The following is a 21,280-nucleotide window of genomic DNA, read 5'->3' as shown; positions in this document are numbered from 1 at the left end:
CTCCCTCGCCGACTACCTCACCAAGGTCGGAACCACCGGCCAGAAAACAGAGCAGAACTAACCCTCAGGATTTCTGGCGCAGCACACTAGTGCCGTGACCGTGAAGGTTCACCGGGGTGGTGCCTTCGATTTGCTGAAGGCGGGGGCGTGAGTGAAGCGAGCGTGGTGGGTTGCACGGCGGAGCCGCGTAGCAGTTCGGTCAGGTCGTGGGGCTGAGCCTGTTCAGTGGTTGGCCGCTGCTGTGATGCGGTCCAGCCGGAAGCCCCGGCCGGCCTGTCGCATGCGGCACCAGGCGATGAGGTACCACTGGCCGTCGGCGTTGAGCAGTCCGGCCGGTTCTACCGCGCGGTCGCTTTCGCGTCCTGCTGCGTCGTTGTAGGACAGCCGTAGCACCGTGTTGGTGGTGAGGGCTTGTTCCACTGCGGCGCGGACTGAGGAGTCGGTCGGCGAGGACAGCGTAACGACCCGTGCGGCGAGTTCCTGTGCCGCCGCCCCGGCGGGGCCGGTCATCGAGGCCGCGATCTTCTGGGCTGCTGTGCGGGCCGCGCCGGCGTACGGGGTGGAGGCGTCGGCCGCGGCGAGGGCGACGGCCACCGCCGAGGCTTCATCGGCGGTGAAGTGGATGGGGGCAGCGTCATCTCCGGGTCGATCGACCAGCCCCCGCCCCGCCCGGGTGTGGTGCGTACCGGGACACCGGTCTCCATCAGCACCTGGAGGTCGCGCTGCACCGTACGCGTGCTGACGACCTTCGCCCGCCCCTGGTTCGGGTGGGGCGACGCCCTCTTCGCCGAGCTGCTCCTCGACCTCACGGGACGCTCGACGGCAGCCCTGCACCCTCGCCTGTCCACCACCGAACCGCCCTCACGGTAAGGACACTTCCGACCTCCCGGCGCCGGCGGTCGCTACGATCTGCGGCGTGTGCGCAAACATTGTGGTCGCCGAAGACGACGCGAAGCAGGCCGAACTGGTGCGCCGCTACCTGGAGCACGAGGGTCACGCCGTCACGGTCGTCGAGGACGGCCGGACGGCTCTCGAGACGGTCCGGCACCAGGAACCCGACCTGGTCGTCCTCGACGTGATGATGCCCGGGGCCGACGGTCTCGACGTCGTACGGATCCTGCGCGCCGAACGCCGGGAGGTGCCGGTGCTGATACTGACGGCCCGCAGCACCGAGGACGATCTGCTGCTCGGCCTCGACCTCGGCGCCGACGACTACATGACCAAGCCGTTCAGTCCGCGTGAACTCACCGCCCGGGTAAGGACGTTGCTTCGCCGCAACCGGCGCGGCCCCGACCCGGCTCCGGCGACCGTACCCGCCCCCGCTCCCGCCTCGGAGCCCGAAGCGGCCCCGGACGACGAGGTGTTGACGGTCGGCGCGCTCAGGGTCGATCCCTCGCGGCACGAGGTGTCGGTCGCCGGGACGCCCGTCGAGTGCACGCCCGGTGAGTTCCGTATCCTCGCGGCGATGGCGGCCGAGCCCGGCCGGGTCTTCACCAGGGCACGGCTCCTGGACGAGCTGCACGGCTTCGACAAGTACATCAGCGGCCGGACCGTCGACGTGCACGTCATGAACCTGCGCAAGAAGATCGAGCGCGCCCCGCGACAGCCGGCCCGCCTCATCACCGTCTTCGGCGTCGGCTACAAACTCACGGACCCCGCGAAGAACGTCCGCCATGCGTCGTCCTGACAGGGGAGGTGCGGCGGAGGCCGCCCGGCTGCCGCTGCGCAAGAGCCTGGCGGGGCGGCTGTTGACCGTGACGGCGCTGGTGGCCTCGTGCTCGGTCGCCGCGACCGCCTGGCTGGCCGTGCAGACGACCTCCGTCGCGATCCGCCAGGAGCAGGGGCAGAACCTCAAGTCCGACGCGAAGATCTACAACACCCTCCTCGGCTACGCGGCCACCCACCCCGACTGGGACGGCGTCGACACCACCGTGCGAGATCTGGCCCAGGAGTCCGGGCGCCGGATCGTGCTCACCACGCCGGGCCGACGCCCGATCGTGGACTCGGCCGACTCGCGCTCAGCGGGCGGCGGTTCGTTCGACGATCTGCTCGCTCAGCAGCCCTCGGCGGTCGTGGATCCACGCTCCGTCGACACCGTGCTGGTGCCCGATGCGGCCAAGGCCGGCGCCGACCGCGTCGATCCACGGGCCGTGGGGCCCTTCCGGCTGCCCGCGAAGGAACACGACGCACTGCGGAAGGCCGCCGCCGAGAGGGTGGAGTGCCTCAGCCAGATGGGTATCGCCGCCGACGTCGTCGAGAGCCCGGGCGGACGGCCCCGCGTCCAGTTCGTGAGCGACGAGACCGAGGGGGGGACCGACAGCGCCACCGACCGTGACATGGTGGCCAAGTGCTTTGCGTCCTACCCGGTCGGTCCCACCGCGACCGAGCGGAAGGCCCTGAGCGCCCTCAACCAACTGGCTGACGCCTGTCTGAAACGACAGGGTCGCACCGCCGTGAAACTGAACCTGGACCTGTCCTGGGACCGGAGTTACGCATACGGGCGGGACGACGCGGTCGCCGGCGCCGAGGACGGCCTCAGCGATCGGGAGGCGAGGGCCCTGGCCGCCAAGAAGGCGGAGGACGCCGCGACGGCCGAACGAAAAGCGGCTTCCGGCGGCGCACTCGACTACGCCCCCGCCGAGATCCGCGACAGCGCGTACGACCGGGCCGTGGCCAACTGTGTCGAAAGCGCCCGCCGGGAACAGCTCACGGGCTACGTCGCCGAGCCCGCGCTCCTGTTCATCGACGGCCCCGGTGCCGCCGGCGTGCCTGGCTTCGACCTCTCCCGCGCCAACACCGCGCGCATCGCCGGTGTCACCGCCCTGGTCCTCGCCCTCACCGTCGGCGCCTCGGTGCTCGCCGGAGCCAGGCTCGTACGCCCGTTGCACGCGCTCACCGGCGCCGCTCAGCGCATGCGGGAGGGCCTGGACGCGACGCCGGTGCCCGTGCCCGTCGTCTCCGACAATGAGATCGGACGGCTGACGGCGGCCTTCAACGACATGGCCGCGCACCGGGCCCGCCTGGAGGAGCAGCGCAAGGTGATGGTCAGCGATGTCGCCCATGAGCTGCGAACGCCGCTGAGCAACATCCGGGGCTGGCTGGAGGCGGCCCACGACGGACTGGCCGTTCCGGACCCCGCGTTCGTCTCCTCGCTCCTGGAGGAGGCGGTGCAGCTCCAGCACCTCATCAACGACCTCCAGGACCTGGGCGCGGCCGACGCGGGCGCCCTGCGGCTGCACCGGAAGCCGGTACGGATCGACGAGCTGCTCGGCCAGGTCGCCGCCGCGCACCAGGGGTTGGCCGAGACGGCGGGCGTCACCCTCACGGTCCTGACACCGCCGCCGGGCACCCCTCACCCACCGCTCCTCGACGCCGACCCCGTACGGCTGCGGCAGACCGTCAGCAACCTGCTCTCCAACGCGGTGCGCCACACCCCGGCCGGCGGCACGGTGACCCTGCGCCGGTACGTCACCGACCCGGGGGACGAGCTCGCCGTGGAGGTGTCCGACACCGGCAGTGGCATTCCGGCGGGCGACCTCCCGTACGTGTTCGACCGTTTCTGGCGGGCGGAGAAGTCCCGCAATCGCAGCACCGGCGGCAGCGGCCTCGGCCTGGCGATCGTCCTCAAGCTCGCCGAGGCCCACGGCGGCACGGTGGACGTGGCGAGCACGGAGGGGAAGGGGGCCACCTTCACCCTGCGGCTGCCGACAGCCGAGTCACGGAAGCCGGAGGGCCCGGTCGACCCTGATGGGATGACGACAGCGCTCTGACAGTTTCCTCACAAGTGGCCGTCAGGGTGAAGCCATGCCCGGAACCTGGTGCGGATCGGCAACCAGGAACGACCAAGCCGGGCTGGAACTGGAGCCCTCACATGTCCCGCCGTCTCACCCTGCGCCCGCTGCGTATCGCTGTCCTGACCGGCGTCGCGGCCGGCGCGCTGCTCGTCCCGGCCACCGCGGCCTTCGCCACCGACCCGACTCCGACGCCGGGCGCGACCGACTCGACCCCGGCCGACAAGGAGGCCCTGGCGAAGAAGAAGGCCGAGGACGCCAGGACGCTCAGGGAGGACAAGGCCCGGAAGGCCGCCGAAGCCCAGAAGGCCGGAGGCAAGGACTTCCCGCGTGGCGGTGTCGCCGCGGGCGAGGCCCCCGCCGAGGACGACAACACGGGCACGCTCATCGGTTCGGCCACCGGCGCGCTGCTGCTCGCGGGCGCCGGCACCTACGTACTGCGCCGCCGCACCACCGCCCGCCGCGAAGGCTGACCCGGCAGCACGACCTCTCGTACGAAACGGTGGCGCCGCCCTTCACCAGGCGGCGCCCTGTGCGTTCCGGCGAACCCTCGCACCCTGTTCTGGAGCCCGAGTTGCCCCCTGCACACCGTCCGGCCCTGTCCCTGGCCCGCCTCGCGACCCTCACCCTGTTGACCCTTGTCACCCTACTCACCGGCTGTTCGTCCGGCCCCGACCCGACGGTCCGGGTCGCCCCCACCGCCCCCGCCGCCGCGTCGGGCGCTCCGAAGTCCGAGCGGCCTGCGGCCGACTCTCCGGCGGCCCCTGCCGAGGTGGCCGTTCCCTCCGTGGGGATCACCAGTTCGCTGATGGAGTTGGGCCTCAACACGGACCGGACGGTCCAGGTCCCGCCGGCCGAGGAGGGGATGACCGCGGGCTGGTACACGGGCGGTGCGGTGCCCGGTGAGATCGGCGCGGCCGTCATCATCGGCCACAACGACACCCGCTTCGGCGAGGCCGTCTTCCACGACCTGAAGAAGATCAAGGAGGGTGCGGACATCACCGTCACCGACAAGACGGGAAAAGCCCTCCACTTCACCGTCACGGCCACGGAGAGCGTCGCCAAGAACGCCTTCCCGACGGAGAAGGTCTACGGGCCGACCCAGGAACGTGCTCTACGGCTCATCACGTGCGACGGCGACTTCGACGCGCAGGGGCACCCTGTCGACAACCTCATCGTGTACGCGACAGCGAGCTGAGGGCCGTAGGCGTGTCCGTTTCGCCCTGTCGTCACGAGTAACGTCCGCGGCTCGATCGTCAGCGGCCGGTTCCAGAAGCACGCCGCCGAACGGTCGGTACGCGTCCGCCACGGCGAGGCGAACCGCCGCGACTGCCTGGAGGCCGTCACCGCTCTCGCTTGCGCCGCCAGCGACCACCGCCGGGCGATGTGGATGCGCGGCGACGCCCTCCTTGAGGAGGCCGGCACCGAGCGGATCGAGGCACTGCGCGGTGAGAGCCACATGACCGGGTCTGCCGGCAAACCGGTCTTGTCGGTTGCCAGGGACGACGCGTCCGAAAGGGGATCAGGCGCATGCGGCGCAGAACCCGAAGTCGCCGGTGCCGACTGCGGGCTTGTGGTTGGCCAGCAACCAGAGCTTGTGGGTGGGTTCAATTCGATGAGGTGTCGAGCGTGCAGGTCGCGCCGCTGCTGGACTTGTCCGTCCAGGCACCGGAGGGGTACGCGTCGCAGGAGATGGTGGGTGCGGCGGGCTTGGCGACGTTCGGTACGAAGTAGAGGTAGGGCGACCAGGCGCCGTAGTCGGTGCCGTCGTAGCCGCGTACTCGCATCCGCAGGTGTGAGGCCGCGAGCTGGCTAGCGGAGGGAATGGTCAAGGTCGCGGTGGAGCCCGAGGAGACCGAGGAAGAGGTGGCGGTGCAGGAGTACGTCGTCTCGCCGGTGTAGGCCGGGTCGTTGGTGATCTCGAACTGGGCCTTGACTGCCGAGCCGTCCGGGTCAGAGACCTTGGCGGAGAGGGTCGGGGTGTAGGTGGTGACGTACCGCTTGCCGTTGTAGGCGTTCAGCGACGACGGGGAGACCGCCGCGGATGTGGGCGTCGTCGGGTAGGAGTTGTAGTTCACGACCAGTTTCGGCGCGTAGCCCGGAGGTCGTGTGTGTAGTTCGCCGAGCGGAAGCGTCGCCAGTTCGTGGAGTCCGTCTCGTCCGAGCTGCGCAGCTGGATGCCGTTGTTCGTGGCGCCGTCGGCCCAATCCTGCACCCTCCCGGTCAGCGTCCAGTTCGACGGGCACGAGGAGTTGTAGCCCCAGTGTCCAGCGTTGGTGGCATGTTGGTCGTCGTGGTCGACGGCTGCGCGCCCCAGGTGAGGGTCGTGGTGTTCAGGGTGGACGTGACGCGCTTGACCTGGGTCGTGGCGGTGCTGGAGCAGCTGGAGGAGTAGTACGAGTACAGCGACATCGTCGCCGAGGTGATGTGCTTGCCCGTGAACCTCGATACGTCGAACTTCAGGTACGAGCGCGCCGTGTCCGAGCCCGAGTCGTAGGCGCCGGACTTCAGCTCCTGCGAGGAGATCTGCGAGTCCGGGTAGTCGGGATTCTGTACCCAGGTGTCGGTGGTGACCGCGAGCGTGGAGGTCGGGTCGACCGTGACTGGGTATGTCGCCGTGGCCAGGAAGTCCGGATCGGGGGTCAGGACCAGGGTCTGGGATCCGTCATCGGCGGTCTCCACCTTTGTGGTCACCTGTTCGGGGTTCGGCGACTCTCCCGAGGCCGGGTCCTTGGACGCGTCCCACATCATCGGCGCCGGCGCCTCCACAACCAGCTTGCCGTTCCTTGAGGAGCAGGTATCCCGAGTCCGCCTGAGACAGAGTCAGGCCGTGCAGGTCCAGCGGGATCCGGTAGGTAGGCGTGGGGTCGGTCGGCTGCCGGCCAAGCACCAGGTCCTCAGAGAAGCCCTGCGCGAGGGCCACGACCTTCAAGGTCTGGCCATCGCCGAGGTCGTCCGAGGCCGTGTTGTCCTTCACGGTCGGATCCGGCAGCTTCGACGCCCAGTCCATCCCGAAGCTGGTCTTGCCCTTCGTCACCGAGGCGAGTTGCTTGTCACCACCGTCGGAGACCGCGATGTCAGCGGCTGCAACCTCTGGGGTGGGATCGTCTGTTCTACCCACAGAGGTTGGCGACGGGGCCGATGGATCGGCGGCCGGAGTCGGTGTCGCTCGCCGCGGCCTCAGATGGCTGGCTGTTTCACCGCAACTCGGAGGCCCCGCCGCGTCGGCGGGCCACCGCCAGGACGAACAAGGTTGAGTTCGGTGCGGCAAACCAAATCTCGTTCGAAGTGCGTGTGGGGGGGGCGCTCATTCGGACGGAGCTCTCCTCGTCGTAGCGGGCGTCGTTGCCGGCGCCGATGCAGAGGTTGCCGATGCCGCGCATGAGCATGAACCCGGAGATCTGCTTCGTGCCGGTGTCGCCGAGGGCCGCCAGCAGGAGGGTGTCACAGACGGACACCAGCTGGTCGAGGAAGAACCTGTGCAAGTCGTCCGCGCCGTCGGCCCCCATGGCGCCGGCGAGCCCGTGCTTGGTGACCAGGAAGTCCACGAACCCGGCCACCCATCGCCGCAGCGCCGCGCTCGGTTCCCCTTCCTCCCGCAGCAGGGCAGGCCCGGCCTTGGCAAGTGCAGCTGCTGCGCTCACGGCGCGACACAGACATGACGGCCTCGTTCCCCGAGATCCGGGCGGCGCCCCTGGCACAGCTTCCCGAGGACACCGGCCTGGATGGCGAGCTGGTGGTGCAGGAACGAAGACCGGCTGGCATTCGAGCGACTGCAGCAGCGGCTCGCCCGACGCGGAGCATCTGCCGCCCCGGCGGCACGCGAGTGGCCACCGCACTTCGTGGCCTTCGACCTGGTCCAGCGAGGCGACGACCTGACTGACTGTTTGTACGCGCGGCGCCGTTCGGCGTTGCAGGCGTTGTTCGCGGAGCGCGGCCTGACGGCACGGGTCCCGTAGGGGCTTTGGCCGCCCGGAGCATGTCTGGCGGCAGCAGGCCTGGGGCCGGGTGCGAAGCGCTCAGAATCACTCATTAGGAGTCACCGACAGAAATAGCCCATTTTCACATCTCCCTTACATGGCATGTTGGCCTCCCTGCTTCCCCGAGGGAGGAACTGCGTGCCCAACTCCCCCACGCTCACGGACTCGGCCCCTCGATACCCCAGGTGGTCGGATCGCCTCATACGTCAGCTCGACATCTTCGCGGCTACTCGGTCCCGTGCCGAGAGGGCGCCTGCCTTGCTCCTGACCAGGCAGGACGGCGGCGATGTCCGGGCGTCGGCCTTCATGGTCCGTGAGTACGAGCACCGGCTGTCGCGACGGCGGGGCAGTCCTCACTTCCAGGTACCGCATGCGGTCGTTGACGACGCGGAGCTGAGCGGAGGCTTCCTTGCCGCGATCGACCGAGTCGGACTGCGGTTCCAGCTCACCATGCCGTCGGGACGACTGCGGTTGCCGGCCTTTCACACCTGCCGGGCCGTACTGGATGCCGAACGCGGCGCGGGCGACTTGCAGGCCCAGCAGCAGCCGATCCTCGATGACCTGTACGCGGTTCTGCTCAAAAGGCGGAGAACGCTGCGTGCCTGCGCTGGCCTCGCGGACTTTTTGGGTCAGCATCTCCTGACCGGCTGGCTGCAGGGACTCGTGGCAGCCCTGATCGTCGGTTTCCCCAAGCTCTGTTACAGGTTCCACCTGCGCCACTGGGGCCTGCGCTGGGTTGCGGACGAGGCGAACGCGGCCTGCTTCCTGGACGCCTCGCTCGCCTTCTGTCAGGACGGCGAGCTGGACAGGGAGGACCCGCGCGTGCGACGCATCCTCTTGCGCGCGCTGCTCACCGATCTACGGAAAGCGACCCGGCGAAGGACCTGGCTGAGTCATCTGTGGGCACGGCGGCGGTGGTCCTTCGTCGTCCTCATTCCTGACATCGACGACGCGGACGGCCCCGGCCGCGCCTTCCTCGGCACGTTCGAAGAGCTCGCCGGTGACCATCCGTCCAAGCCGCTGCTCGTCCTGGCCGCCTGCGCGGGTCCGCCTCCGGACTACGCCGCGCCGCTGGGCGCCGACCTCGACCGGCCCAATGGCATCGCCGACAAGGTCTTCGCGTTCCTCAACGAGGGCAGTGACGAGCCGGTACGCCTCATCACGCTGCCGGCCGACGACGACACGGAGGGCACGGCCAAGACGAAGATCGAAACCCATTGGGGCGTGTCGGCCCGCCGGGACCACCCCCTCGACTGGTTGCGTCCGGCCGCTCTGCCCGTCATGGCCGCGGCGACCGCGGGCATCCTTCTGGCCCCGCACTACCTCTGGCCCACCCCGCCCCCCACGCCTGCCTCATGCGTCACTGTCAAGACGGGTGAGCGTGTGGGCGTCACCGACGGCAGACAATGTGATCTGGCCGTACCGGGAGACCGAGGAAAGGAACTGCGGGACCTCGAGCACCTGGTGGCGAAGGAGAACGCCCAGATCCCGGACGGTCGATACCGCACCCTGGTCTTCCTCGCTCCCCTGAGTCTGCAGAACGGTGTGTACGACGACCCGCCGATCGGCCTGCAGATCCTGCGCGGCGCCATCGCCCAGCAGCACAAGCTCAACACCGGGGTTCGTCAGAACAAGATGCCGATCCGCCTGCTCATCGCCAACACCGGCCAGTACTTCAAGTATGGCGCGCACAGCGCCACGGCGCCGAAGGGCCCGGACGTCGCACAGATGATCATCAAGCGTCAGCGGCAGGACCACATCGCCGCGGTCATCGGCATCACCCAGAGCCGTCCCGAGTCGCTGGACGCGGCCCGGGAACTCGACCAAGCCGGCATCCCGGTCATCGCGAATGGTGTGTCCGGCAGCACCATGGTCGGCCCCGACTCGCCGCAGCGGTACTTCCAGATCTCGGCGCCCGACGGGCGAGTCGCGCGGGTCCTCGCCGACTTCATCCGCCACTCCCCCGCGGTCCGCAAACTCACCAGCGGCACACCGCACGCCGTGGTCGTGTACGACCCGACCGATACGGCCTTCAGTACGGACCTCAAGAACCTGTTCGTCGCCGCCTACCGCCCACACGGCGGTATCGACGAGATCAAGTACAGCGAGAAGCCCGGGGCGACCACGCCGGAGACCATTGCGAGCGAAGTGTGCAACAAGGTCGCTGCCACGCACGGGATCGTGGTCTACCTCGCTCGATCCGGTGTGCTTCCCAGCCTCCTCAACGCGATGCAGAGTGCGGGCGGTCAATGCCAGCCCCCTCAAGGCACGACCATCCCGATGATCACCGAAAGCGCCCCCATCGACTTCCAGCTCCATCCAGAACAAACGGCCCGCGCCTACCCGTACATGACGCTCCTCTACGAGACGACGAACGCCCCCACCCCGGACTCGCGGGATCCGTACGCCCAGTTCGCCCAGGACTTCGCCACGGCCTTCGGCGGACGCAGCGCGGACGCGGACGCCGCAGGCGGCTTCGACACCGTGGGTGTCGTCAGCAAGGTCATCGAGGACCTGCTGCCGGCTTCCGATGACGTTCAGCCCAATGACATCTATCTGTGGCTCACCGCCCACGGTGTGTCCCAGTACCCCGGCGCTTCCGGAGTGCTGCAACTGGATGGCAAGAACAAGTACCCGCCCGACAAGGCGGTGTTCATCCGCGAGATCGCCCCACCGGGCGGAACCACGGCCACGCTGCTCAGCTGTGGAGTCCTGCCCGACCGGCAGAACCCCGCGAAGTGGGGTACTCCTCCCGACACCTTCCCCTGCCCCAGGGACGACACCGCGGCGGCTTCCCCATGAGAGGCCCCCGGTGAGCGTCGCCGTCGACCGACATGCCCCCTCGCCCGCAACCTCCTCAAAGAGCGTTTTATCCCGGCGAGGTTGTTTGGTGGCGCTTCGTGGCCGCTGAGGCGAGAGGGGTCAGCGACCCCGCCAAGCTCGACATCGACCACATGGTCCACCTCGCCGAGGCATGGGACTCCGGCGCCTCCGCCTGGAGCGTCGCACGGCGAGAGGCGTACGCCAACGACCAGGACGCCGCCGCCAGTCTGGTCGTGGTCACCGCGCGGACCAACCGCCAAAAGCCGGCCAGGACCCGAGCACCTGGCTGCCGCCGGCCCCGACCGCCACCTACCGCTACCTCGCCGACTGGCCCGCGACCAAGCTCCGCTGGGGCCTGACCCCCGACCAGAGCGAGATCGACACCATCAACGTCTACGCCGGCGGACCGTGCCAGATGACCGTCGTCCACTACATCCCGGCGCCGTAACACCGACCCGGGCTGGAGACACGGCCGGCCCCGCTCCTGGCCAGCGCATCTGCGGTATACGCGGCGGCGCATGCGGGGCGGCATTGGGGCTCGGTGATGCCCCAGGGACTCGGCGAGCCGCGGACACGAAGCGGCGTCGGTTACGCATCGCAGGCCTGGACAACGGAGGACTGGTGGACTGGACGCGCTACGCGCAGCAGGTGGCGTCGATGGCGAGGGAGCTGCTGGCGAGAGGCAGGCGGGTTGGCGTGTGGTGCCGGTCGGATAAGCGGAGTGATCGGGGGGTACAACGGGTGCAGGCTCGTGCGGTTGCAGGGCTGGAACAGGCCCGGTTTGACGGCTGTTCCCAGGTATGAACGAAGGATCGACGGTATGGCCAGCGTCACCGTGAAGTGGTTCAACTCCGAGAAGGGCTTCGGGTTCATCGAGCAGGACGGCGGGGGCCCGGACGTCTTCGCGCACTACTCCGAGATCGCGGGCAACGGGTACCGCGAGCTGACCGAGGGCGAGCACGTGACCTTCGGCATCGGCCAGGGGCAGAAGGGGCCGCAGGCGCAGAACATTGTCCGGGGCTGAGCGGGCCACATGGCGCTGGGCGAGGCGGCTGACCGGTTCGGCAGCCGCCTCACGCATGCGGCGCTGTAAGGCGTGAGGCGGTCCTTCCTGGCACGTTGCCCTGCAGATGCTGTCCCTGCCAACGCCCGGGCCAGGACTGCCCAGCGCGTCCGGGCCCACACCGGGGGCGGCGCCTGCATCGGGCTGCGGCTGGTCTCGCACCGCGGCCAGGATCCGCGCTTGGGGGCATACGCGCGTGGCCCTGACCAGAATTCCGGTCAAGGCCCCTCGCCTTCCAACACCGGACCCGGCTGCCGCTGGTCGGCGGCTGCCGGTAGGTGTGGCGCGGGACGACCCGCTGGCACAGCGCCCGTTGTACCCGTGTCAGCCGTCCAGAGAGGCGTTCAGACACACGCCTGCGCGGATGCCTGGCCGTCAGGGACCTGTGGCTACGCGGGTGATCTACGACCGAGGATGCTGACCCATCAGCCGCCGTTCGGGCGAGGGCGCGCAGACGGCGGACTCCACCTCGCCGGTACCTGCGGCGGGCCTGACGACGGCGCAAGGCTGACTTCCCTGGGCTCCCACGGTTCGTGGTCGAGGGCTCGGCTGTTCTACGGAGCCGGGCTGATGTCGCCGTTGGTGTTCATGTCGAAGATGCCCTCGGTCTTGCCGTCGACCTTCAGGTGCTTGAGCCAGTGCTTTGAGAGGTTGTGCACGTTCTTGTGCTGCATCTCCCACACCACCGAATGCCCGGCGCAGGCCAGCTTGACCATCAGCTTGTGGTCGCCGGCGATGGCGTTGTAGAGCGCGGAGACCGAGAAGTTGAATTCCGGATCTTCGCTCGACGTGTTCACCTGTCTGTCGTGCTCACCGTACGCGATGAGGACCGGCACGCTGCCGCCGAGGACGCCGCCCTGCGCCGCGGTGGTCTTGTTCCACCCCCACCGGACGAAGTTTCTGATGCGATTGCGCCCTTCACCCACCGGCCCCCACGTGCTGCCCACCGAATCGTTTTCCATGATCGCGTCCCACACCTGGTCGCGCATCTCCTCTTCGCGCTGTCCCTGGCAGTGCACCTCGCTGGTCCACCCGTTCCAGGTTCCGTCTTTCGTGCCCAAAAACGTCGGGAACCCGGGCTGCGGCAACGGGTCGGGGGCGTTCGACGTGCCCTCGGGCGGGAAGATCGGCGCCAGCAGGAACAGGCTCGACACCTTGCCCGGGTTCTTGACCGCGTACGGCCCCATCGTGAACGCGGCCGCGGACCAGCCGATGAAGGCGACCTTCTTCACCCCACGCTCGCGGATGATCCACTCCACGACGGCATTCAGATCGTCCCGGTCGCTGTCCGAGTTGGTCAGCTGGAACGGATAAGTCGGCAGGCCCGGCGTGAAACCTGGAGGTCTCGGCTTCAGAAGGTTCTGCTGGGCAGGGTTGACGTTGCGAGGGTCGTCCATCTTCGGCCGCGGCGACAGCCCCGAGCCCTGGAGGTCCATCATGAAGACGTCGTAACCGGCCTTCGCCAGCGCATCGGCCCAGCTGTACGACTTGAAATCGAGATCAAAACCCGCGAGCACCGGAACGCTCCGTCCGTGGAGCATCAGGACGGCCGTGCGCTCGTCGAGGTGGCCGAGGGACGTGCCGTCGCGCTCCCGCACGAAAAGTTCGACGAACTCGTCCTTATTCGCGGGGACGGTGGACTGGTGGCGTACCCGGTGGTTTTTCACGGTGACGGGCATGAGGATCCGTTCTACGAATTCGGCCGGGGTCATCATTGCCCCGCCCAGTCCACGCTCGATGCGCTGGACCGTCCGCGCCACAGCAGGAGACCAATCGTGTGACGTGCACTTTCTCCGTACCGGCGGCGGCCTGCTCCTTCTCGTCGTCCTCCAACGGCGACAGCCACAGCGCCACCGCGTCGGCGGCGGGCGTCCGAAGCCGACGCCCACCGTGTACAGCCAGTCCTCGGGCTCCGCCGTCGAGCTTCCGGCCTGCCATGCCGCGCAGGCCTTCCCGATCGGCTCCAGCACGGGCTTCGTCGGCGACGCGTTCTCCATGGACAGCCTGGAGTCCATGCGGTGGGCCGCAGTCCGGTACGAAGTCGAGCACGATGCCGTTGACGCCGTACGCGGAACCGTCACCGTCCAGCACGGCAAGCGGGCGTGCGAAAAGCGCGGGTCGACGGCGGGCTTGGCCGCCTTCTTCCCGGCCGGGCGGCGCGACGACGTCGCCGGACGGGCAGCGGGCGCTCCCGGTGCGGCCTGGACGGCGGGCGCCTTCACCGGCGCGACCGTCTCCGCCTCGGGAACCTCGGGCGTAGCAGGGCCGGTAGCCGTCTGCGGAACCGGCTCGGGGGGAACGCGGGAGTCGGGGCGGGCGCGACGGCCGGAGCTCCGTGGGCGGGACACTTCGCCGCGCACCCGTTCAACAGCCGCTGGTACGCCTCCAGGCGAGGCGACTTCGGCTCCGAGCGGCCGTTCTCGTAGTTCGTCACCGTCTGCGTTGTTCTTCAAGGCGGTGGCGAGGCGGGCCTGTGTGATGCGTGGTGATGACCCGGGCGACGCAACAACTCGCTCGTGGTGCTCACAAGCTCCTGAGGCCTGGTGGGATGCCTGTGACGGGAATCATCTTCACGAAACGCACATACATCGTGCAAGGTTCCGCTTAGCGCTTCGGGTGCTTTCCACCCCTGAGTGACAAGTCGACCTTTGGCGTACTCAAGTGGGTGATCATGACCACCTCCGCAACCGGCGCGGACGTACCCCCCGGCGTGAACGTCCCCCCGTCCCGCCGCACGGCCCGGATGGTGAAGCGGCAGGCAGCCTGGAAGCCGGGTTTCCTGCCCTTCCTGGTCACCGCGGCCCTCGCCTACGCCTTGTCCTCGGCGCTGTACTCGCCCAGGGTGACGCTGATGGGCTGGGTGGTCACCGTCCTGTGGACGCTGCCCGTCGTCAGCTCGCTGGTCGGCGTCACCGGTGCCGCGCTGACCCGCCGCCGTATCGCCCGCCAGCGCGGCTGGACCCAGGCGGCACCGGCGCTGTACGACCGGCTCGTCGTGCTCGTCCCGACCATCGGCCGGGACGACACCTACCCGGCACTCGAGCGGTCGGTGCTGTCGTACTGCGCGTTCCTGCCGCGCTGGTTCCCCGACCTGCGCATCGACATCCTGACCGAGGAGGGCTGCGAGGCCGCCGGCCGCATCGACGACCTGGCCGCGCGCAGCCCCCTGATGCGGGTGGTCACCGTGCCGAAGGCCTACCGCACGCCGAACGGCACCCGTTTCAAGGCCCGCGCCAACCACTACGCCCACGAGCTGCGCATCGCGGAGGGCGAGGCCCTGGACGACGTATGGGTGCTGCACATGGACGACGACACCGGTGTCGGCCCCGACACCGCCGAACAGGTCGCCCGTTTCATCAACGCCCAACGCCGTGCCGGCCCCGACGGCAAGCACCTGGCCCAGGGCATGCTGACCTATCCGCGCGAGAACGCCGTCAACCGGCTGACGTGGCTGGCCGACGCGATCCGCCCCGCCGACGACATCGCCCGCTTCGCCGTCCTCACCGGTGGCGGCACCCCGCTGGCCGGGCTGCACGGCGAACTGCTCCTGCTCCGCGCGTCCATCGAGGCCACCATCGGCTGGGACTTCGGCCCGGACTCCATCTGCGAGGACGCCCACCTCGCCCTCGTCTTCGCCAGCCGCTACAAGGGCCGCAGCGACTGGTTCTCCGGCCGCAGCTACGGCGCGTCCCCGGCGACCATGCGGGACTTCCTCAAGCAGCGCGAGCGCTGGTCCTGGGGCCTGGTCGGGCTGGCCTTCAACCGCAGCCTGCCGCGCCGTTCCCGGGCCCTGCTCATGTACAGCGTGACGACGTGGGTGCTGGGGCCGTTCCAGCACGTCGGTGTCGTCCTCGCGGTCGGCGCGCTGCTCGGCGACCTCAACACCTCGCCCGTCACCCCGTGGATCCTGCCCCTGTGGGCGGTGACCATGGGCTACGCGGTCTGGATGTACTGGGAAGGCCTCAAGATCAACGCCTCGGTGTCGGCCAACGGCCGCCGCCTGTGGTGGGAGCCGATGGCGGTGATCGCCCTGATGCCATTCTTCGCGCTCTGGGAGGCTGCCGGGTCCTTCCGGGGACTGCTGCGCTGGCTGCGCGGCGTGGAGAACCAGTTCGTCGTCATAGCGAAACCGGCCTGAGGAATGCGCATCCGCCTCTACGGCCTCGCCCTGCTCGTCCTCCTGTCGACCGCCGCGTGCGTCTCCCCGGCCGCTCCGACGGCGACGGCCCCGGCGTCCCAGTCCCAGCCCCCGTCCGCGAGCCGGACCCCGGCCCCCGCGAAGGTCGCCCGCCCCTGGCGTCCCGGCGACCCCCAACTCGGCGCGCAGGTCCTCTGGTACGCCTACCCGGGCGAGACCGACGCGTCCGTGCGCACCGACGCCCTGCGCGTGGTGGACCACATGGTCGCCCAGCACATGAACGCGATCTCGGTGACCTTCCCGTTCGCGACCACCGGCCCCACGGCGAGCCGGGTCGCCACCTCGGCCGAGACACCGTCCGTACGGCACCTGGGCATGCTCCTGGACACCGCGGCGGCGGCCGGACTGCGCATCACCGTGCGCCCCCTGCTCGACGAGAAGAACCTGCTCGCGAAGGACCCCCTGGCCTGGCGCGGCTCACTCGCCCCCACCGACAGGGCGGCCTGGTTCCGTTCGTACCAGGCCTTCCTCGCGCCCTACCTCACCCTCGCGGCCCGTCACCACGCGAGCACCTTCGTCCTCGGGGTGGAACTGACATCGCTGGAGGACGACCCGCGCTGGCACTCCCTGACCGCCGCGGCGCGCAGGTCCTTCCCCGGTGAACTGTCCTACGACGCCAACTGGGACGACTATGTCACCCGGCACGTCCCCGTCCCCGTCGACCACCTGGGCGTCGACGCCTACTTCCCCCTGGCCGGGCTCGGCGACGACGCCTCCGTCGCACAGATCGCCGCGGGCTGGCAGCACTGGCTGGACCGCAAGAACACCGGGAAACTCCCCCGGATCGTGCTGAGCGAGGTCGGCATCATCGCCGAGGACGGCGCCTATCGTCACCCGGCCGTGTGGACGGGCGGGGGAAAGCCCAACCCCACGGTGCAGCAACGCTGGTTCGAGGCGGCCTGCCAGGTCGCCCGGGACCGTGACATGGCCGGCCTGTACTGGTGGAACCTCGACTTCCACGCCGACCCCGGAGCCGCCACCCCGGCCGGTTCCCTCACCTCCTTCCTCGGTCGCCCCGCCGAGTCCGTCATCACCTCCTGCTTCCGGACCTGGCCGAGATGAACGAAGAGCGCTACCTGCACCGGCCGTCCGACCCGGCCGAGTCCTACGGGCACACCCGTGCCGGACGGACCGAGGAACGGGCGGCTGACCCCGGCGGTTTGCCGGCCGTGTTCGCGGGAGCGGCCGGTGTCGTTCCCTTCGTGGGCGCCCCTCGCCTTGAGGCCCGCCCCAGCGTGCCCGTGCCGGATCCGGCGGACGAGGTGAGCGGGAGACGGTTCTCCGCGGTGGACGGTCTGCGGGGCGCGGCCGTGCTGGCCGTTCTGCTGTACGACACCGGTGTCGGCGGGCGCTGGTTCTCCTGGACCGGCGCGGGAGTCGATGTCCTGCTGGTGCTCTCGGGTTTCCTCACCACCCTGCCCCTGATCCGCAGGGCGACGGCAACCGGAGCGACCGGCGTCCTGGGCTTCCTGGCCCGCAGGACCACACGCATGGTGTCCGCCCTGCTGGTGTCGGTCACCGCGACCTTCGCCGTCTCCTGGGCGCTGGGCCCGCCACGCGTCGTCCGCGACCTGGCCCGGGAGGCCGCGTCGGTCCTCCCCGGCCACGGGGGCTGGGCCGACTTGCTGCAGGGGGGTCCCGTGGGCGCGGTCCCCACGACGGACTCACCGCTCGCTCCCCTGTGGCTGGGTGACGTCACCGCGCGTTCCGTCCTCGTGTGGGCCCTTCTGCTGGCGTGCGTCGGCCTCCTGGCCCGACGCCGACTCGTCGCGGTGACCCTGGTCGTCTCGCTGCTCACCGGTGCGGCAACCATCGCGGCGGCCCGCGGGATGCTGCCCGGCTTCGGCGTCGTCACCGACCTGCGGGCACTCGCCCTGCCGGCCGGCGCCGGTGCCGCCTGCCTGGTGCACCTGGCCGAACGCGGCGGCCGCGCGGTGTCCCGCCAAGCTGCCGTACTGACGGCGGTGACCGGCCTCGCCGCGGCGGCGGCCCTGGCGGTCTCGGCGGTCCTGCGAGGCGGCGGACCGGGCGAGAACCGGTACGCGATCGCGGTCGTCCTGGTCGCGGCGCTGCTGACGGCGGTGCTCTGCACCGGCCGGGGCCCCCTGGCCCGACTGCTCTCGACCGGCCTACTCACCGAGGTCGGCCGCATGTCGTGCAGCCTCTTCCTGCTGCACCTCCCCGTGTACTGGCTGCTGCGCGGGGGCCAGCCCGGACTCAGTCCTCTCTCCCTGTTCCTGGTCGGGGGCGTGGTGACCTGGTTCCTGTCCCTGCACGTCCACTACCTGCTGGTGGAACGCCTGACGGGCCGCTCCTGGCGCTCCCGTTGATCTGTGGGGCCCCGAAGTACGGGATCCGTGAGCCGGGCATGGTGTACGGCCCGGGGCTCGGTGCGGACTCGGTCGGGTGCGGCCTCGGGCGAGTCGGTGAAGTCGTCGGCGGTGAGGGTGATCGCGGCGGCGGCCGTGCCGACCGCCCGGAGCCCGGCCGGCGCGATGACGACGGTCAGACCGGCGAAGACGACGGCCGAACCGGCGATACCTGTCGCGAGCGCCGCCGCCTCCTGCGGGCCGTGCCCCTCCCGGTACCGGGAGACGATGAACACCGCGTAGTCGCTACCGCAGGCCAGGCCCAGCATGCTTGCGAGCGTCCCGATCGTCGAGGACAGGCCGAGCCCCCTGCTCAGCGCCAGGTGCTCCGGTGCGACGGCCAGGACGCCGCCGAGCTGTGGAACCTGAGCGGGCGGTGGCGACCGTAATCGACGGCCCGATGCCCACCCGGACGTCGACTCCCCAGCCGCGACAGGGTGCGGATGCGCAGTACCTCGCCCAGGCGGCCCGCGTCCACGCCGTAGTACGGCAGAGCACCTTTCAGTTCCACCAGGGCCGCGGTGGGCGGCAGTGCCTGCACCACCGGTGACAGCTCGGACAGCTGCCCAGGACCTGCCGGTACGACTCTTCCGGCAGCCGGCAGTCCGTGCACCACGAGCGCCAGGCCAGGCTCGCCCAGGCGCCGGCTGTGCCCGCGGCCGGGTACCGGGCGGAGTCGCTGAACGACCTGTTCGGAGATGGCCGGTGACCGCTCGCGTGCAGGACAAAACCGGTGCTGCTCGTGTCCGCGCAGCTGATCAGCCGCGTGTTTCCCCCTCGATCGGCTAAAGGGACGGCTTACGAATGCCGGGGCCAGTCCGACGCCTGTTCGAGGGTGGGTCAGCCGAGCCAGACGATGTCCAGCACGGACAGGTGCCTGAGCGCGCGGTTCGCGAAGAAGATGACGGACAGCTGGCCGACGGACGCGATGCGCACATCCTCGCCCTCGAGGTCGCCGGCGTCCCACTGCGGAAAGCCCCACGGATTTCCGGCCGCGGCGTCCAGGACGTCCCAGACCATCTGCTCCGCGTGCTCCGGCAGTGCGGCGAGCACCTTCGCGGCGGGCGGCGACAGCCGGACCGCATACGGCCGACCGGTCACCGGCGCCTGCTCCGGATCTCCTCCAGGTCGACGAACTCGGAGTCGTCCTTGCCGGAGGCGAGGAACGCGTCGACCGCTGGCGCGGAGGCGACGCGGGCCTGCCACTCCTGGACGACCTCGTACAGCGCGGCGAGGGAGAACGTGCGGCGGGATTCCTCGAGGGCCGCCGTCCACTCGTGCTCGAAGGCCGGCACCCACCGCTCCGCGCGCCGGTCGGCGCGCAGCTGCGCGAGCAGTTCGGCCGGAGCTCCCGGTGCGGGGGCATACGGGGTGACGGGTGCGTGGTCGGGCTGCGCGCTCATCAGGTCCTCCCGGCGGGTCGTACCGCCACGGTACGCGCGCCGGGTCGCCGTGGATGCGGGCATGAGCGAGATCCCCTCCTACGGGGTGCGGGCGACAGGGGCGTGAGGGGCCTCACCGATGACGCCACCGACCTGCCCGAATTGGCGAAGTGCACTGGAGCCCCAGCTGGCACGCAGGAATGGCGCACCGCTGGTCCTTCAATGGGGGCCGCCGCGAAGTGAAAAGTAACCCTGCGCAATCAGCACCGGCCTAGACACCGACGCGGAAGGGACGCCGGCCTCGTCGAGGACCTTGGCGACGGTCTTCGTGTTGTCCTACGCGAAGGCCTGCTCCGAGACGGAGTTCTCCTTCACGAAGCCGGTCACGCGACCCTCGACGATCTTGGGCAGGGCAGCCTCCGGCTTGCTCTCCTCGCGAGCGGTGGCCTCGGCGACGCGGCGCTCGTTCTCCAGGTCCCCGGCCGGGATGTCTTCGCGGGACAGGTACTTCGGCGCGAAGGCGGCGATGTGCTGCGCGACGTTCTTGGCGACCTCGGCGTTAGCCTTGTCGAGCTCGACCAGGACGCCGACCTGCGGCGGCAGGTCCGGGGAGGTGCGGTGCATGTAGGCGGCGACGTACCCCTTGCCACCGTCGAACTGGGCGAAGCGCTTGAAGACGATCTTCTCGCCCAGGTTGGCGTTGGCCTCGTCGACGAACTGCTGGACGGTCCTGCCCGGCTCGATCTCGGTGGCCAGGGCGGCCTCGACATTGGCTGGCTTGGCGGCGGCGATGTGCTGGGCCAGCGCGTTCGCGACCGCGATGCACTTGTCACCCTAGGCGACGAAGTCGGTTGTCGTTGTCATTACATGGAGGGGATGCCTGAAGTCAGTTGCTGGTCTTCGGAGTTGGAGTCGGTGTTCGAGCGGGCAGCGGGCCGGTTCGGACGGGCGGATGTGCGGTGGCGGATGCGGGACTACGTCCGCGGTCTGCTGGGCCAAGCGGCAAGGAAGAACGGCTGGCAGCTCGCGGAATGGGCAGGCCACCGCGCTCCGGACGGCTTTCAGCGGCTGTTGAACAACAGCGTCTGGGACGCGGATGCCCTGCGCGACGACGTCCGTGCTTACGTCGGTGAGCGACTCGGTCCGGGCGGGGTACTGACGATGACCACGGTCTGCGGGGAAGACATTGGACGAGGCGGGTGGCCGGGAGCTCGACAGCTCCCGCCACCTCGGAGGATTGCAGGTAATTAGTCCCGAAACGCGGTCGGTCACGCCGCCAGCAATGCTTCGAGCTTGATGGCGAACTCCTCCAGCCCCGCTGGCACGTACCTTGCCTCATTGAGCACCTGCCACACCGTCTTCAGAGTCGAGGCGTAGCACCTTCGACCCTCCTCCCGCCCAGCCCCCTCCAGGGCCATCTGCTTGGCGGCGGCTTCCAGTACTTGGTCCTTCCAATTGGCCACGTCCGACAGAGCGGACTTCGGCACGGACACGGATGCCGACCCGACCCTGAGGTTCAGCGAGAAGGCGTACAGCCAGTTCCCTGAGACAATGTCCCCGGCGGGGCCCAGAGCGAAAGCTAGTGTGCTGCGCCAGAAATCCTGAGGGTTAGTTCTGCTCTGTTTTCTGGCCGGTGGTTCCGACCTTGGTGAGGTAGTCGGCGAGGGAGTTGAG

21 protein-coding genes and 4 pseudogenes are annotated in these 21,280 nt (G+C 69.7%); 12 read left to right on the top strand and 13 right to left on the bottom strand.

Annotated elements, in window-relative coordinates:
• Positions 1–222: 222 nt before the first annotated feature.
• A complete protein-coding gene (locus tag ABZT02_RS45340) occupies positions 223–594 on the bottom strand; it encodes a WYL domain-containing protein (RefSeq protein ID WP_356029170.1) in 372 nt (123 codons plus the stop codon).
• A complete protein-coding gene (locus ABZT02_RS45335; RefSeq protein WP_356029174.1) occupies positions 507–710 on the bottom strand; it encodes a hypothetical protein in 204 nt (67 codons plus the stop codon). Before ABZT02_RS45335 ends, ABZT02_RS45340 begins: the two co-directional genes overlap by 88 nt.
• Between ABZT02_RS45335 and ABZT02_RS45330 the strand changes: the two genes are divergently transcribed.
• From ABZT02_RS45330 to ABZT02_RS45310, 5 genes are all read left to right on the top strand, one after another.
• On the top strand, positions 619–870 hold the full coding sequence (locus ABZT02_RS45330) for a hypothetical protein (RefSeq protein WP_356029178.1): 252 nt from the start codon (positions 619–621) through the stop codon (positions 868–870). The genes ABZT02_RS45335 and ABZT02_RS45330 overlap by 92 nt on opposite strands.
• Before the next feature lie 46 nt (positions 871–916).
• Positions 917–1,687 carry a response regulator transcription factor gene (locus ABZT02_RS45325; RefSeq protein ID WP_356029168.1) on the top strand — a complete coding sequence of 257 codons (771 nt, stop codon included), beginning with the start codon at positions 917–919 and terminating at the stop codon, positions 1,685–1,687.
• On the top strand, positions 1,674–3,770 hold the full coding sequence (locus tag ABZT02_RS45320) for a HAMP domain-containing sensor histidine kinase (RefSeq protein ID WP_356029166.1): 2,097 nt from the start codon (positions 1,674–1,676) through the stop codon (positions 3,768–3,770). Before ABZT02_RS45325 ends, ABZT02_RS45320 begins: the two co-directional genes overlap by 14 nt.
• Before the next feature lie 101 nt (positions 3,771–3,871).
• Positions 3,872–4,264: a sortase-dependent protein gene (locus tag ABZT02_RS45315; protein ID WP_356029164.1), complete on the top strand. Its 393-nt coding sequence runs from the start codon at positions 3,872–3,874 to the stop codon at positions 4,262–4,264.
• Positions 4,265–4,365: 101 nt separating this feature from the next.
• A complete protein-coding gene (locus ABZT02_RS45310) occupies positions 4,366–4,989 on the top strand; it encodes a class F sortase (RefSeq protein ID WP_356029162.1) in 624 nt (207 codons plus the stop codon).
• A gap of 409 nt (positions 4,990–5,398) precedes the next feature.
• Here ABZT02_RS45310 and ABZT02_RS45305 read toward each other — a convergent pair whose 3' ends face one another.
• From ABZT02_RS45305 to ABZT02_RS45290, 4 genes are all read right to left on the bottom strand, one after another.
• The gene (locus ABZT02_RS45305) at positions 5,399–5,869 is read right to left on the bottom strand and encodes a hypothetical protein (RefSeq protein ID WP_356029160.1); all 471 of its coding nucleotides are present in this window, start codon (positions 5,867–5,869) and stop codon (positions 5,399–5,401) included.
• Between the two features lie 145 nt (positions 5,870–6,014).
• Complete coding sequence (locus ABZT02_RS45300) at positions 6,015–6,473, bottom strand: DNRLRE domain-containing protein (RefSeq protein WP_356029158.1); 459 nt, start codon at positions 6,471–6,473, stop codon at positions 6,015–6,017.
• The gene (locus tag ABZT02_RS45295; protein WP_356029157.1) at positions 6,457–6,828 is read right to left on the bottom strand and encodes a hypothetical protein; all 372 of its coding nucleotides are present in this window, start codon (positions 6,826–6,828) and stop codon (positions 6,457–6,459) included. Before ABZT02_RS45295 ends, ABZT02_RS45300 begins: the two co-directional genes overlap by 17 nt.
• Positions 6,829–6,988: 160 nt before the next feature.
• Entirely contained in the window at positions 6,989–7,435 is a 447-nt protein-coding gene (locus ABZT02_RS45290; RefSeq protein ID WP_356029155.1) for a hypothetical protein, read from the bottom strand.
• Positions 7,436–8,029: 594 nt separating this feature from the next.
• On the opposite strand from ABZT02_RS45290, the gene ABZT02_RS45285 reads away from it, so the two are divergent.
• The 3 genes and pseudogenes from ABZT02_RS45285 to ABZT02_RS45275 all read left to right on the top strand — a co-directional run bounded on the left by ABZT02_RS45285 (position 8,030) and on the right by ABZT02_RS45275 (position 11,618).
• On the top strand, positions 8,030–10,573 hold the full coding sequence (locus ABZT02_RS45285) for an ABC transporter substrate-binding protein (protein WP_356029153.1): 2,544 nt from the start codon (positions 8,030–8,032) through the stop codon (positions 10,571–10,573).
• Between the two features lie 137 nt (positions 10,574–10,710).
• A pseudogene (locus ABZT02_RS45280) lies at positions 10,711–11,042 on the top strand (HNH endonuclease); the annotation flags it as partial.
• Positions 11,043–11,414: 372 nt separating this feature from the next.
• Entirely contained in the window at positions 11,415–11,618 is a 204-nt protein-coding gene (locus tag ABZT02_RS45275) for a cold-shock protein (RefSeq protein ID WP_356029151.1), read from the top strand.
• Between the two features lie 593 nt (positions 11,619–12,211).
• Here ABZT02_RS45275 and ABZT02_RS45270 read toward each other — a convergent pair.
• Positions 12,212–13,879 carry an alpha/beta fold hydrolase gene (locus ABZT02_RS45270; protein ID WP_356029148.1) on the bottom strand — a complete coding sequence of 556 codons (1,668 nt, stop codon included), beginning with the start codon at positions 13,877–13,879 and terminating at the stop codon, positions 12,212–12,214.
• A 449-nt stretch (positions 13,880–14,328) separates the two neighbouring features.
• Here ABZT02_RS45270 and ABZT02_RS45265 point away from each other — a divergent pair, with 449 nt between their 5' ends.
• The 3 genes from ABZT02_RS45265 to ABZT02_RS45255 are packed head-to-tail and all read left to right on the top strand — an operon-like array spanning position 14,329 to position 18,185.
• Entirely contained in the window at positions 14,329–15,795 is a 1,467-nt protein-coding gene (locus ABZT02_RS45265) for a glycosyltransferase family 2 protein (protein WP_356029146.1), read from the top strand.
• Positions 15,796–15,798: 3 nt separating this feature from the next.
• Positions 15,799–16,917: a hypothetical protein gene (locus ABZT02_RS45260; RefSeq protein WP_356029144.1), complete on the top strand. Its 1,119-nt coding sequence runs from the start codon at positions 15,799–15,801 to the stop codon at positions 16,915–16,917.
• Entirely contained in the window at positions 16,914–18,185 is a 1,272-nt protein-coding gene (locus ABZT02_RS45255; RefSeq protein ID WP_356029142.1) for an acyltransferase, read from the top strand. Before ABZT02_RS45260 ends, ABZT02_RS45255 begins: the two co-directional genes overlap by 4 nt.
• A 137-nt stretch (positions 18,186–18,322) precedes the next feature.
• Here the strand turns inward: ABZT02_RS45255 and ABZT02_RS45250 are convergent.
• The 5 genes and pseudogenes from ABZT02_RS45250 to tsf form a co-directional block, all read right to left on the bottom strand.
• Positions 18,323–18,544, bottom strand: a pseudogene (locus tag ABZT02_RS45250) (MMPL family transporter); the annotation flags it as partial.
• The gene (locus ABZT02_RS45245; RefSeq protein ID WP_356029176.1) at positions 18,538–18,840 is read right to left on the bottom strand and encodes a hypothetical protein; all 303 of its coding nucleotides are present in this window, start codon (positions 18,838–18,840) and stop codon (positions 18,538–18,540) included. The gene ABZT02_RS45245 and the pseudogene ABZT02_RS45250, both read right to left, overlap by 7 nt.
• A gap of 224 nt (positions 18,841–19,064) precedes the next feature.
• A complete protein-coding gene (locus ABZT02_RS45240; RefSeq protein ID WP_356029140.1) occupies positions 19,065–19,325 on the bottom strand; it encodes a hypothetical protein in 261 nt (86 codons plus the stop codon).
• Positions 19,322–19,627 carry a DUF6247 family protein gene (locus ABZT02_RS45235; RefSeq protein WP_356029172.1) on the bottom strand — a complete coding sequence of 102 codons (306 nt, stop codon included), beginning with the start codon at positions 19,625–19,627 and terminating at the stop codon, positions 19,322–19,324. Before ABZT02_RS45235 ends, ABZT02_RS45240 begins: the two co-directional genes overlap by 4 nt.
• 318 nt (positions 19,628–19,945) lie before the next feature.
• Positions 19,946–20,505: pseudogene (gene tsf, locus ABZT02_RS45230) on the bottom strand (translation elongation factor Ts); the annotation flags it as partial.
• Here tsf and ABZT02_RS45225 point away from each other — a divergent pair.
• Positions 20,483–20,746 (top strand): annotated as a pseudogene (locus tag ABZT02_RS45225) (transposase); the annotation flags it as partial. The pseudogenes tsf and ABZT02_RS45225 sit on opposite strands and share 23 nt — an antisense overlap.
• 128 nt (positions 20,747–20,874) lie before the next feature.
• Here ABZT02_RS45225 and ABZT02_RS45220 read toward each other — a convergent pair.
• Positions 20,875–21,280 (bottom strand): hypothetical protein (locus ABZT02_RS45220; protein ID WP_356029138.1); only part of this gene is annotated, 406 nt, incomplete at its 5' end.

This window comes from Streptomyces sp. NPDC005402, from assembly GCF_040606575.1.
GTDB lineage: Bacteria > Actinomycetota > Actinomycetes > Streptomycetales > Streptomycetaceae > Streptomyces.
This window is presented reverse-complemented; position numbering and strand designations above follow the sequence as displayed.